Consider the following 13,214-nt stretch of genomic DNA (forward strand, 5'->3'; position numbering starts at 1 on the left):
ATAGGAGGAGCAAAACTTGGTCAAAACGTATACATGCCAAAACGGAGTAAGAATTGTACTTGAAAACAATCCCACTGTAAGGTCTGTCGCAATTGGCGTCTGGATTGGAACAGGTTCTAGACATGAGACACCAGAAGTAAATGGGATCTCACACTTTTTAGAGCATATGTTCTTTAAAGGAACAAAGACGAGATCTGCACGTGATATCGCAGAATCCTTTGACCGCATTGGTGGTCAAGTGAATGCCTTTACGTCAAAAGAATATACTTGCTATTATGCAAAGGTACTTGATTCACATGCTGGGTATGCCCTCGATGTGTTGAGTGACATGTTTTTCAACTCTGCTTTTGACGAAGAAGAGCTGAAGAAAGAAAAAAATGTGGTCTATGAAGAAATTAAAATGTATGAAGATACTCCTGATGACATCGTTCATGATTTGTTAAGTAAAGCCATTTACGGTGATCATTCATTAGGTTATCCGATTTTAGGGACAGAGGAAACACTCTCTACTTTTAACGGTGATTCCCTTAGAAAATATATGGATGAATTCTATACGCCAGATCGCGTCGTCATCTCTGTTGCAGGGAACGTCGATGACACCTTCATTCGTGAGGTCGAAACATTATTTGGCTCGTATGAAGGAAAGGGGAAAAAGCAGCCTGTCGAAGCCCCGCAATTCCACTATGACAAACTGACACGCAAAAAGGAAACAGAACAGGCGCACCTTTGCATGGGCTTTAACGGACTTCCTGCTGGAGATCAGGGCATCTATGACTTAATCGTCTTAAATAATGTTCTAGGCGGTAGCATGAGCAGCCGGTTGTTCCAAGACGTAAGAGAAGATAAAGGACTTGCGTATTCTGTATTCAGTTATCATAGTTCATTTGCAGATAATGGAATGCTGACGATCTATGGTGGAACTGGAGCGAAGCAGCTGAACCTGCTATCTGAAACCATCTTACAAACATTAGACGTCTTAAAACGTGAGGGAATTACGCAGAAAGAACTTGAAAACTCTAAGGAGCAAATGAAAGGCAACCTCATGCTCAGTCTTGAAAGCACAAACAGCAAGATGAGCCGAAATGGTAAAAATGAATTACTCCTTGGCAAACATCGTACGCTTGATGAAATTATTGATGAAATCAATCGCGTCTCATTAGACGGCGTGAATAATTTATCGAAAAGAATCTTTACAGAAGATTATGCGCTCTCGCTTATTAGTCCAACGGGTGATCAGCCATCATAATGTAAACAACACGGCAGACTTCTCAAGAGGTCTGCCGTTTATTGTATACCAAGAAGAAAGGGGCCCTGCGTTCATGAAACACGAAAAACTGAAACAGCTATCTCCGCTTCTTAAACAAGCCATCTCTTTCCAGCCGATGACATCTGGATTTTCGGGAGACCGCACCTTTTTGGTCATAACGCCTAGTGAAAAGCTAGTACTCAAGCTATCAGACATTCAGAAATATTCCAGTTTGAAAAAGAAAGCGTCCATTCAGCAGAAGTTAAAAAATCGAGGCGTTATTTGTTCTGAAGTGATGGAGGTCGGAGTGAGTGCTGAACAAAACTGTACCTTTCGTATTTTTCCATTTATCGAAGGAGAGATTGCTAGAGCATCCATTCATCTGCTCACAGAAGAAGAGCAGTATGAAATCGGAAGGCGGGCAGGCAGAGACTTGAGTATCATGCATACATGCGATGCCCCTTTTTATGCAGCCCCTTGGGATAAGAAGGTATTAGCGAAACATGAACGGTATGTATATGCCTATCAATCAAGTGGAGTTGCCTTTTCCCATGATCAATTCGTATTAGATTTTATTCAGTCACATGCTGATGTAGTTAAAGAGAGACCAAACCAGTTCCAGCACGATGATTTTCATGTAGGGAATATCATCATACAACGTCATCAATATGCGGGTGTGATCGACTTTGATCAATCCGACTGGGGTGATCCGATTCATGACTTTTATAAACTGTCTTTATTCAGTCGAGAAAGCAGCATTCCATTTTCAGCCGGGCAATTGGATGCCTATTTAAGTACGCAGACAACACATGATTTTTGGCTTCTTTTTTCCATCTATACAGCCATGAGCTGTTTTTCTTCTATTGTTTGGACGTTATCCTATGACCCGGGGCATGTAAAAGACATGGTGAATCGAGTGGAGAGAATGCTGACAGACCATAAGCGTTTTACTCAACTGACGCCAGTTTGGTATACAGATTGGCTTGATTCGTGCGTGTAGAACGGGACGGTCTATTCACCCTCCGTGCTGCATATATGATATGGAAGGGGAGTGATGCGATTTTGAGGCTGAGTGAGCTGTCAGGAAAAGAGATCGTCGATATTAAAAGAGCGGAGCGGCTTGGCGTGCTTGGACAAACCGACCTTGAAATAAATGAACAGGACGGTCAAATTACAGCACTCATCATACCTTCCGTCAAATGGTTTGGCTTTCGAAAACAAGGAAATGACATCCGCGTTCCGTGGAATCACATTCAAAAAATAGGATCAGATATGATCATTCTCGATGTGCCTGAAGAACTTCAGCCGCACGGAGAAAAAGAGCACCCATCATAAAAGGGTGCTCTTTTTCTTTTCTCTCCCCGATTTGTTCACAGGCTGAATCCTCTCCTCATATGCTGAAAGGGAGATTCGGAAAATATTACAGACTTTTTTAAATAAAGAAGGTGAACGGTCAGTATGTTGAGCGGTTTAACGGTTGCGGTGATCGGGGGAGATGCTAGGCAGCTTGAAATCATTCGCAAGCTGTCACAGCAGCATGCCAAAGTGTTTTTGGTCGGATTTGATCAGCTGGATCATGGATTTATTGGTGCTGAAAAGCTGAAAATGTCAGAGCTTCCATTTGAGCAGGTAGACAGTATGATCCTTCCGGTATCAGGTGCTACAGACGAAGGGGTCGTTGCCACCGTTTTTTCAAATGAGAAGGTCGTGCTAGAAGCTAAATATTTAGAAAGAACCCCTGCACATTGTACCTTGTACTCAGGTATTTCTAATATGTACTTAGACAATATGGCAAAGCAGGTGAACCGGAAGCTTGTGAAGCTGTTTGAGCGAGATGATATTGCCATATATAATTCTATTCCAACAGTTGAAGGGATTATCATGATGGCTATTCAGCAAACGGACTATACGATTCATGGGTCACATGTCGCTGTTCTCGGGCTTGGTCGAACAGGGCTCACCATTGCCCGCACATTTCGGGCGCTAGGTGCGGAAGTGAAAGTTGGTGCTGCAGATACAGCCCATTTAGCGCGAGCCTTTGAGATGGGACTTGATCCATTTTCAATGGACCGTTTAAAAGATGAAGTAACGGATGTCGACATCATCATCAATACGATTCCAAGCTTAGTATTAGATTCATCTGTCATCGTTAGCATGACACCAAAGACACTCATTTTGGATATCGCCTCCCGCCCAGGTGGAACAGACTTTGACTTTGCACAAAAGCATGGAGTGAAGGCACTTCTTGCACCAGGACTTCCAGGGATTGTGGCACCAAAGACAGCCGGACAGATCATTGCAAAAGTGCTTTCTGGGCTCTTATGTCAACTTGCGGAGGAAAAAAGGGGGATGGAATCATGACAACACTAAAAGGGAAAAGAATCGGCTTTGGTTTAACAGGTTCTCACTGCACGTACGAAGCTGTTTTTCCGCAAATCGAATCACTCGTGAAAGAAGGGGCAGAAGTGCGTCCTGTCGTGTCGTATACGGTGCAAAATACGAATACGAGATTCGGAGAAGGAGCGGACTGGATTGAGCGGATTGAGAAGCTGACAGGATTTCAAGCGATTGACTCAATCGTCAAAGCAGAGCCACTCGGACCAAAACTTCCACTTGATTGTATGGTCATTGCGCCTTTAACAGGCAATTCAATGGCGAAATTTGCAAATGCACTGACAGACAGTCCAGTCTTAATGGCTGCTAAGGCGACCATTCGTAATCACCGCCCTGTCGTTTTAGGCATTTCCACCAATGATGCATTAGGTTTAAATGGTACAAATCTCATGAGACTCATGTCGACAAAGAACATTTTCTTTATTCCATTCGGCCAAGATGATCCATTCAAAAAACCGACTTCCATGGTAGCGCATATGGATCTACTGACGAAAACGGTAGAAGAGGCGCTCGAGCATAGACAAATTCAGCCCATTTTAATTGGAGCAAACGAATAATAGATTCACTAGAAAATCATGAAAGATTCAAAAAAGGTACTTCAAGCCTTGCTTTTCTATGGTAAAATAAAATGTAAAAAGTCATAGGATGGCCATCCGAAAGAAAAGAATCATGGATGGGTCGGAAGGAGTTTTACTGATGGGAAGAGGATTGCATGTAGCTGTAGTTGGAGCGACTGGAGCTGTCGGTCAACAAATGTTAAAAACACTAGCTGACAGAGATTTTGAAATGGATACACTTACCCTACTATCCTCAAAACGTTCTGCTGGAACAAAAGTGACATTCAGAGGTCAAGAGTATACCGTTCAAGAAGCAACACCTGAAAGCTTTGAAGGGGTCAATATTGCACTATTCAGTGCGGGAGGAAATGTTTCCAAAGCGCTAGCTCCTGAAGCAGTCAAACGAGGTGCAATTGTTGTCGATAATACAAGTGCTTTTCGTATGGACGAAAAGACCCCTCTTGTCGTACCAGAGGTAAACGAAAAAGATTTGCATGACCATCAAGGGATCATTGCAAACCCTAACTGTTCAACGATTCAAATGGTGGCGGCGCTAGAACCGCTTCGTCAAGCGTATGGCATGAAAAAAGTCATTGTGTCTACTTACCAAGCAGTATCAGGTGCAGGACATGAAGCCATTGACGAACTGTACAGCCAGTCGCAAGCCATTTTAAATAAAGAAGATGTGAAACCAGAAGTCATGCCTTATCAAATTGCCTTTAATGCGATTCCGCAAATTGATAAATTCCAAGACAATGGCTATACATTTGAAGAAATGAAAATGATCAATGAAACGAAAAAAATCATGCACTTGCCAGAGCTAGAAGTAGCGGCAACATGTGTGAGACTACCAATTGAAACGGGTCATTCAGAATCAGTTTACGTTGAACTTGAATCAAATGACGCAACGGTTGATGACATCAAGTCCATCCTAAAAGATGCACCAGGCATCACATTACAAGATGATCCGTCTCAGCAAATTTATCCAATGCCTGCAGATGCTGTTGGTAAAAACGACGTATTTGTCGGCCGCATTCGGAAGGATTTGGATCGTCCAAATGGCTTCCATATGTGGATTGTATCTGATAACCTGCTAAAAGGCGCTGCATGGAACTCCGTTCAAATTGCAGAAAGCTTACGAGCATTAAAATTAGTTTAACATTCAATGGATGATGAGGACGAATAGAAGAGAGTTAGGCATCTTTCGCCTACTCTCTTCTGTTACGTCAGAATGAACTTGGAGTGAAAACAGTGAAAATAATTGTCCAAAAATTTGGCGGTACATCTGTCAAAGATGATCAAGGGAGAAAAAGGGCACTTGCACATATCTTATCTGCAAAAGAGAAAGGCTATAAATCGGTCGTTGTCGTGTCTGCGATGGGACGAAAAGGCGATCCTTATGCGACAGATACGCTGCTTGGTCTGCTTTATGGCAGTGCGCAGCATATGACAAACCGAGAAAAAGATTTACTCGTGTCTTGCGGAGAAAATATTTCAGCTGTTGTTTTTTCAAGTATGCTGAATGAAAACGGGCTAAAGGCTGTTGCGATGACAGGATCACAAGCAGGCTTTGTGACAGATAAAGAACATACAAATGCGAAAATTATTGACATGAAGTGTGAACGTCTTGAGGCGGCACTTTCAGAGCATGACGTGGTTGTCGTTGCTGGATTCCAAGGCGCTGCAAAAAATGGAGACGTGACAACAATCGGACGAGGCGGCAGTGATACGTCAGCTGCTGCGTTAGGCGCTGCATTGCAGGCAGATTACATCGATATTTTTACAGATGTAGAAGGGGTCATGACAGCAGATCCTCGTATCGTAGAAAATGCAAAACCACTGAGAGTCGTGACATACACAGAAATTTGTAACCTCGCATACCAAGGGGCAAAAGTCATTCACCCTAGAGCTGTTGAAATTGCCATGCAAGCAAAAGTACCAATGAGGGTCCGTTCAACATACTCTGATGATGAGGGCACACTCGTGACATCACACTACTCAGATAAAATGAGTCATGATGTGTACGACCGCCTGATTACGGGTATTGCACATGTCAATGATGTCACACAAATCAAAGTCCCAGCTAAAGAGGGACAGTACAGCGTACAAACAGAAGTCTTTAAAGCAATGGCAAATGCCCAAATCAGTGTCGATTTCTTCAACATTACACCGAGCGAAATCGTCTATACGGTGACAGGTGCAATGACTGAAAAAGCAACGGCGATCCTAAAAGATCTAGGCTATACGCCGATTGTCACGACAAACTGTGCAAAGGTATCAGCTGTTGGAGCAGGCATTATGGGTGTACCAGGTGTCACATCTAAAATTGTATCTGCACTATCTGAGCAAAATATTCCGATCTTACAGTCCGCTGACAGTCATACGACGATTTGGGTGTTAGTGAACGAAGAAAACATGAGAGCGGCTGTTAATGCCCTTCATGAAGTGTTTGAACTTTCAAGATAAATGTGATTGAATCATGATGAGGTGAAAAAAATGAATTTCGGAAATATCGCAACAGCTATGATTACACCTTTTGATAAAAAGGGCAACATTGATTTCCAAAAGCTATCAATTCTCATGGATTACTTGTTAAAAAACGGCAGTGACTCTTTAGTCGTTGCAGGGACAACAGGCGAATCGCCAACTTTATCGACTGAAGAAAAAGTCGCTCTTTTTCAGCAATCGGTGAAATTAGCAAATGGTCGTTGTAAAATCATTGCAGGAACAGGCAGTAATAACACAAATGCGTCTATTAAACTAACGAAAAAAGCAGAAGAAGCGGGCGTTGATGCAGTGATGCTTGTCGTACCTTACTACAACAAGCCATCACAGGAAGGCATGTATGCACACTTTAAAGCAATTGCCGAGTCTACATCTCTTCCTGTCATGCTTTACAATGTACCAGGAAGAACGGTTGCTTCATTAGCACCAGAAACAACGATTAAGCTTGCGCAAATACCGAACATTGTCGCAATCAAAGAAGCAAGCGGTGATCTAGATGCCATGACAAAAATCATTGCAGAGACACCAGAAGATTTTGACGTTTACTCTGGTGACGACAGCCTAACGCTTCCTGCGGTTGCGATTGGTGCAAGAGGAGTCGTCTCTGTGGCTTCTCATATCGTAGGCCTTGATATGCAGCAAATGCTAAAAAGCTACGCTTCAGGACAAACAGCGAATGCGGCATTGATTCATCAAAAGCTGGTGCCGATCATGAACCAGCTGTTCTCAGCGCCAAATCCAACGCCTGTCAAAACAGCTCTTCAGCTGAAAGGATTAGATGTCGGATCTGTTCGACTCCCGCTTTTACCTTTATCAGAAGAAGAGAGACTGAATTTAAGCAGCGTATTAAACAGCTGATCAAAACAAAAAAATTCGTAAGCGGTCATTCTCAGATGTCCCTGAGTATGACCGTTTTTTATACATAAACACTTTCTTAAAATGTGACTTCATCTTGTTTTCTAAAATTAGATTCAGTTATAATAGCATTAAGCGATGATGGACGGGCTTGAGACTAGGAGGATAAGAATTTTGAAAAAGAAAAATACAGAGAACGTAAGAATTATTGCACTGGGAGGCGTTGGAGAAATCGGGAAAAACTTATATGTCATTGAGATTGATTCCGACATATATGTTGTAGATGCAGGACTCATGCATCCAGAAAACGAAATGCTAGGCATTGACGTGGTCATTCCTGATATCTCTTATTTAACAGAACGAGCTGATCGGGTGAAAGCAATTTTTCTTACCCACGGACATGATGAAGCAATCGGAGGCGTATTCCATTGCTTAAGCAAATTGTCTGTACCAGTTTACGGCACGAAGCTAACCCTTGCGTTACTTCGAGAAAAGTTAAAGCAATACGGCTTCAATCAAAAAGCTGATTTGCGAGAGGTTCATGCAAAGTCAGTCATTACATTTGAAACAACAAAGGTATCATTCTTTAGAACGAATCACAGTATTCCTGATTCAGTCGGAATCAGCTTCAAAACATCTCTTGGTTCAATCGTATGCACAGGTGATTTTAAATTTGATCAAACCCCAGCGCTTAACCAAGCCTGTGACATCGGAGAGATTGCGAAAATTGGAAACAATGGCGTTTTAGCACTTCTTTCAGACAGTGCAAATGCTGAAAAACCAGGCTATACACCTTCTGAGGCGCTCGTCCAAGACGAAATCTCAAATGCGATGTACAATGCTGAAAATCGTGTGATTGTCGCTGTATCTTCATCAAATATTAACCGTGTACAGCAAATCATTAATGCCACAAACCAAAATGGCCGTAAGCTTGCAGTAGCAGGGAAAAATATGATGACAACTCTTCAGCTTGCGATCAAACTTGGTTATGTGACAGCAGACGAAGAATTATTTGTTCCAGTCCAAGAAGTGAAAAAAATGGCGAAAAACAGTGTGGTCATTCTCACAGCAGGAAGCCACGGTGAGCCTCTCGCTGCTTTAACAAAAATGGCGAAACAAAATCACAAACAGCTTCATATTGAAAAAGATGACACGGTTGTGATTGCTTCTACACCTCTTCCAGGACAAGAACTCACCTATTCAAAAACGGTGGATTTCCTTACAAGAAGCGGAGCACAAGTGATTTTTGCTCAAAAACGTGTGCATGTATCTGGACATGGCTGTCAAGAAGAGTTAAAGCTTATGCTGAACTTACTGAAGCCGAAGTATTTAATTCCTGTAAACGGCGAATATCGCATGCAAAAAGCACATTCTCGTATTGCTGAAGAAGTGGGAATGAAACGAAGCGACATTTTCTTAATTGATAAAGGCGATGTTGTAGAATTTAGAGGACAAAACGTAAAGATCGGTGAAAAAGTGCATCAAGGGAACATTTTGATCGACGGTCTTGGTGTTGGTGATATTGGGAATATTGTCTTACGTGATAGACGCCTATTGTCTCAAGATGGCATCTTAATTGTGGTCATTACGCTCGATAAACAAAAGAAACAATTAATTTCTGGACCTGAGATCATCACAAGAGGATTTGTTTATGTAAGAGAATCCGAAGAGCTGATTGTGAAAGCAACAGAAATGGTCAAAGGGATTGTGAAAGAGCAAACGGAAAACTCAATTGTTGAATGGTCAACACTGAAACAATCCATGCGCGATGTACTAAATCAATTCCTATATGAAAAAACAAAACGCAAGCCAATGATCATTCCAATTATTATGGAAGTGTGATGAGAAAAGCCCAAAGAGCACAAGCTCTTTGGGCTTTAGATTGTTGACAAAGTGCTAAAATGAACTTTATTTTAGCACTTTGTCTTCTTTTTAGCGTGATAGAAAACCTTTGCAGTCTAGGAAGGACGAGCACCGGAGCGGAGCGAATTTGACATTCGTGAGTACCGAAGCGCAGGACTGACAACGAATGCGAGGGTTTGTCTACACGCTAAGCCCAAGGAGCACAAGCTCTTTGGGCTTTTTTGATGTGACATGATGAATGCGGATGGAATGTGACGATCTTGTTCATAATAGGAGGAGAGTTTTTAGGAAAGGATGGAGACAAATGGACGAACAGAATGAACAGCAGCCTGAGCGAAAACCAGAAGAAAAAGATAGCATTATGAGCAAAATACAACAGCTTGGTGAAACAGCCGTCCCGCAGTTGTCACAAGATACAAACATACATTGCCTGACTATTATTGGACAAATTGAAGGGCACATGCAGCTGCCGCCACAAAATAAAACAACCAAATACGAACATGTCATTCCACAAATCGTAGCAGTTGAACAAAACCCAAAAATTGAAGGACTTCTGATCATTTTAAATACAGTGGGCGGCGATGTAGAAGCAGGACTAGCTATTGCGGAAATGCTCGCTTCTTTATCCAAACCGACTGTATCCATTGTGCTTGGCGGCGGCCACTCTATTGGGGTCCCAATCGCCGTATCGTGTGATTATTCATACATTGCCGAAACAGCAACGATGACCATTCACCCTGTACGTTTAACCGGTCTAGTCATCGGTGTTCCGCAAACCTTTGAATACTTAGATAAAATGCAGGAAAGAGTCATTAATTTTGTCACGAGTCACTCAAACATTACAGAAGAGAAATTTAAAGAGCTTATGTTCTCTAAAGGCAATCTAACAAGAGACATCGGGACAAATGTCGTTGGCCATGAGGCGGCTGAATACGGACTGATGCACGAAGTCGGCGGCGTTGGACAAGCGATTAAAAAGCTGAACGAGCTTATTGGAGAACGGGCTGCACAAAACGAGGGGCTGATCCAATGATTTTATATACACCTATGCCTTATGAAGCCATTTACGCTGAGGAACAAGGAGAACGTAAACTTCAGCAGGTAAACATTCAGGGCGTGCCAGTGATGGTTGAAATGAAAGAAGATGAAGCGGAAATCGTTCAAGTAATGAGTACAAATCCAATGGACTTTTTGAATCAGGAGCTTGCACCAGGTAAGCGATTGAAGTTACATTTAGGCACCAATCAAACCGACTCATATGAATGATTCTATGCTATAATAAAGGGAAAACTTACAACAAGATGCAGCCAAAACCAGGCTGCTTTCTTTCTGATCTTTTCGTAGGTTATATTTTCTTTTGTAGTAAGGTGATGAGTATGGCGAAAAAGAGAAAACGTAAAACAAGAAAAAAACAAAATAAACAGCTAAAACTGAAATATGAACTAAATGGGTTAGTCTGTATTGCCATAGCGATCATTGCCATTTTACAGCTAGGTGTAGTTGGACAAACCTTTGTACATCTATTCCGATTTTTTGCAGGTGAATGGTTTATTCTCTGCCTTATCGGATTATTTCTTTTTGGTGTGACGATCTTTTGGAAAAAACAAATTCCTGATTTACTGACAAGAAGAAAAGCAGGCTTATACTGCATCATTGCGAGCATCTTGCTTTTGTCCCATGTGAAGCTTTTTCAGCATCTTTCAGCTGCAGGCGTGATAGGCTCTCAAAGTGTAATCAGAAATACGTTTGAGTTATTCTTAATGGATATGAAAGGTGAGACAGGCTCGCCCGATTTAGGAGGCGGTATGATCGGTGCCGTATTATTTGCGGCCTCCTATTTCTTGTTTGCACAAGCAGGATCGCAAATCATGGCCATTGTACTAATGCTGATCGGAATTGTGCTGATCACAAACCGGTCACTGCAAGAAATGGTCAAAAAAGTGATGCTGCCTGTATCACAATTTTTGGTGAAGCAGTGGAAAGCATTTATTGAAGATATGAAAGGCATAAGGCAGGCGAAAAAGAATGCACCTGCGCAGAAAACAAGTGAAAAGAAAAAACGTTCACGCTTGCAAGAAGAGGCCGAAGAAGATCATGATCATATCTTGATCGAGGAAGAAGAACAGGCTTCTGACAATCGTCAGCCGATTATCTCAAGTTTTGCTGATCGAGATGACATGCTCACACCGCAAGTTCAAAAAGATCAGCCGATCAATGAGCCAGATCCTCTTCAAGAAACTGTACAAGGCACTCCGTCTCATGATACAGGGGATGAACCAAAAGAAGCTCCGCCTATGACGTTTACGGAGCTTGAAAATAAGGATTATGAGCTGCCATCGCTTGATATTTTAGCTGAGCCGCAGCATTCAGGTCAGCAAACAGATAAGAAGAATATTTATGAAAATGCAAGAAAGCTTGAAAAGACCTTCCAAAGCTTTGGTGTAAAAGCAAAAGTGACACAAGTTCATTTAGGGCCGGCCGTCACAAAATATGAAGTATACCCTGATGTCGGCGTGAAAGTAAGTAAGATCGTCAACTTGAGTGATGATCTAGCCCTTGCATTAGCAGCAAAAGACATTCGAATTGAAGCGCCGATTCCTGGCAAATCCGCCATCGGAATTGAAGTTCCCAACGCAGAAATTGCGATGGTTTCTTTAAAAGAGGTTTTAGAATCGAAACAAAATGACCGCCCAAATGCCAAGCTACTCATCGGACTCGGCCGAAATATTTCTGGTGAAGCTGTGCTGGCTGAAATGAACAAAATGCCGCATTTACTTGTGGCTGGTTCGACAGGAAGCGGAAAGAGTGTATGTATCAATGGTATTATCACAAGCATTCTCATGAGAGCAAAACCTCATGAAGTAAAAATGATGATGATTGACCCGAAAATGGTTGAATTAAATGTTTATAACGGCATCCCGCATCTGTTGGCTCCAGTTGTGACCGATCCTAAAAAAGCCTCACAGGCACTTAAAAAAGTGGTTAGTGAAATGGAGCGCCGTTACGAATTGTTTTCTCATACGGGCACAAGAAATATTGAAGGGTACAATGATTACATTAAACGAATGAATCAATCAGAAGAGGCGAAGCAGCCAGAACTCCCTTATATTGTCGTCATTGTAGACGAGCTTGCTGATTTAATGATGGTTGCTTCCTCTGATGTGGAAGATTCCATTACAAGGCTTTCTCAAATGGCGCGTGCTGCAGGGATTCATTTAATTATCGCCACACAGAGACCTTCGGTTGATGTCATTACTGGTGTCATTAAAGCCAATATTCCATCCCGTATTGCATTTAGCGTATCGTCACAAACCGATTCAAGGACCATTCTTGATATGGGAGGCGCAGAAAAATTGCTGGGCAGAGGGGATATGTTGTTTTTACCGGTCGGTGCGAACAAACCAGTTCGTGTACAAGGCGCCTTTTTATCAGATGAAGAAGTGGAACATGTCGTTGATCATGTCATCACACAGCAAAAAGCACAATATCAAGAAGAAATGATCCCAAGTGAAGAAACGCAAGATCAGCTTGGGGCTGTGGACGACGACTTATATGATGAAGCAGTTGAACTGATCATTGGCATGCAGACGGCCTCTGTTTCTATGCTGCAAAGGAGGTTCCGCATCGGTTATACCCGTGCCGCACGTCTTATTGACGCAATGGAAGAGCGCGGGGTTGTCGGACCATATGAAGGCAGTAAACCGAGAGAAGTCCTCCTCTCAAAAGAACAACATGACGAGCTCTCTTCATAATTCGAAGAGAGCTTTCCTAACATGAAGTTAACGATATATTGA

12 protein-coding genes are annotated in these 13,214 nt (G+C 42.3%); all 12 read left to right on the plus strand.

What is annotated here, in order from left to right:
- Positions 1–16 precede the first annotated feature (16 nt).
- The 12 genes from BA79_RS03055 (at position 17) to BA79_RS03110 (ending at position 13,172) form a co-directional block, all read left to right on the plus strand.
- Positions 17–1,246 carry a M16 family metallopeptidase gene (locus BA79_RS03055; RefSeq protein WP_007499520.1) on the plus strand — a complete coding sequence of 410 codons (1,230 nt, stop codon included), beginning with the start codon at positions 17–19 and terminating at the stop codon, positions 1,244–1,246.
- Positions 1,247–1,319: 73 nt separating this feature from the next.
- Positions 1,320–2,246, plus strand: a complete 927-nt coding sequence (locus BA79_RS03060) for an aminoglycoside phosphotransferase family protein (protein ID WP_025207347.1) — start codon at positions 1,320–1,322, stop codon at positions 2,244–2,246.
- 62 nt (positions 2,247–2,308) lie between these two features.
- A complete protein-coding gene (locus tag BA79_RS03065) occupies positions 2,309–2,581 on the plus strand; it encodes a YlmC/YmxH family sporulation protein (protein WP_008344726.1) in 273 nt (90 codons plus the stop codon).
- 123 nt (positions 2,582–2,704) lie between these two features.
- On the plus strand, positions 2,705–3,607 hold the full coding sequence (gene dpaA / locus BA79_RS03070) for a dipicolinic acid synthetase subunit A (protein ID WP_035700785.1): 903 nt from the start codon (positions 2,705–2,707) through the stop codon (positions 3,605–3,607).
- Positions 3,604–4,197, plus strand: coding sequence for a dipicolinate synthase subunit B (gene dpaB / locus BA79_RS03075; protein WP_008344723.1), 594 nt, complete (start codon positions 3,604–3,606; stop codon positions 4,195–4,197). The genes dpaA and dpaB overlap by 4 nt, the downstream gene beginning before the upstream one ends.
- 139 nt (positions 4,198–4,336) lie before the next feature.
- Positions 4,337–5,356, plus strand: coding sequence for an aspartate-semialdehyde dehydrogenase (gene asd / locus BA79_RS03080; protein ID WP_035700789.1), 1,020 nt, complete (start codon positions 4,337–4,339; stop codon positions 5,354–5,356).
- Between the two features lie 92 nt (positions 5,357–5,448).
- The gene (gene dapG / locus BA79_RS03085; protein ID WP_035700792.1) at positions 5,449–6,663 is read left to right on the plus strand and encodes an aspartate kinase; all 1,215 of its coding nucleotides are present in this window, start codon (positions 5,449–5,451) and stop codon (positions 6,661–6,663) included.
- 30 nt (positions 6,664–6,693) lie between these two features.
- Positions 6,694–7,560, plus strand: coding sequence for a 4-hydroxy-tetrahydrodipicolinate synthase (dapA, locus tag BA79_RS03090; RefSeq protein ID WP_017359061.1), 867 nt, complete (start codon positions 6,694–6,696; stop codon positions 7,558–7,560).
- Between the two features lie 171 nt (positions 7,561–7,731).
- The gene (gene rnjB, locus BA79_RS03095; RefSeq protein ID WP_008344715.1) at positions 7,732–9,399 is read left to right on the plus strand and encodes a ribonuclease J2; all 1,668 of its coding nucleotides are present in this window, start codon (positions 7,732–7,734) and stop codon (positions 9,397–9,399) included.
- A 325-nt stretch (positions 9,400–9,724) separates the two neighbouring features.
- Positions 9,725–10,453, plus strand: coding sequence for a ClpP family protease (locus BA79_RS03100; RefSeq protein WP_008344713.1), 729 nt, complete (start codon positions 9,725–9,727; stop codon positions 10,451–10,453).
- Entirely contained in the window at positions 10,450–10,686 is a 237-nt protein-coding gene (locus tag BA79_RS03105) for a YlzJ-like family protein (protein ID WP_008344712.1), read from the plus strand. Before BA79_RS03100 ends, BA79_RS03105 begins: the two co-directional genes overlap by 4 nt.
- Positions 10,687–10,796: 110 nt before the next feature.
- Entirely contained in the window at positions 10,797–13,172 is a 2,376-nt protein-coding gene (locus tag BA79_RS03110) for an FtsK/SpoIIIE family DNA translocase (RefSeq protein ID WP_035700795.1), read from the plus strand.
- Positions 13,173–13,214 lie beyond the last annotated feature (42 nt).

It is taken from the genome of Bacillus altitudinis 41KF2b, assembly GCF_000691145.1.
Lineage (GTDB): Bacteria > Bacillota > Bacilli > Bacillales > Bacillaceae > Bacillus > Bacillus altitudinis.

Coding starts and splice junctions, on each gene's coding strand:
- dapA (WP_017359061.1), top strand. CDS start 6,694: ATGAATTTCGGAAATATCGCAACAGCTATGATTACACCTTTTGATAAA.
- dpaA (WP_035700785.1), top strand. CDS start 2,705: ATGTTGAGCGGTTTAACGGTTGCGGTGATCGGGGGAGATGCTAGGCAG.
- BA79_RS03105 (WP_008344712.1), top strand. CDS start 10,450: ATGATTTTATATACACCTATGCCTTATGAAGCCATTTACGCTGAGGAA.
- asd (WP_035700789.1), top strand. CDS start 4,337: ATGGGAAGAGGATTGCATGTAGCTGTAGTTGGAGCGACTGGAGCTGTC.
- dpaB (WP_008344723.1), top strand. CDS start 3,604: ATGACAACACTAAAAGGGAAAAGAATCGGCTTTGGTTTAACAGGTTCT.
- BA79_RS03110 (WP_035700795.1), top strand. CDS start 10,797: ATGGCGAAAAAGAGAAAACGTAAAACAAGAAAAAAACAAAATAAACAG.
- BA79_RS03060 (WP_025207347.1), top strand. CDS start 1,320: ATGAAACACGAAAAACTGAAACAGCTATCTCCGCTTCTTAAACAAGCC.
- BA79_RS03100 (WP_008344713.1), top strand. CDS start 9,725: ATGGACGAACAGAATGAACAGCAGCCTGAGCGAAAACCAGAAGAAAAA.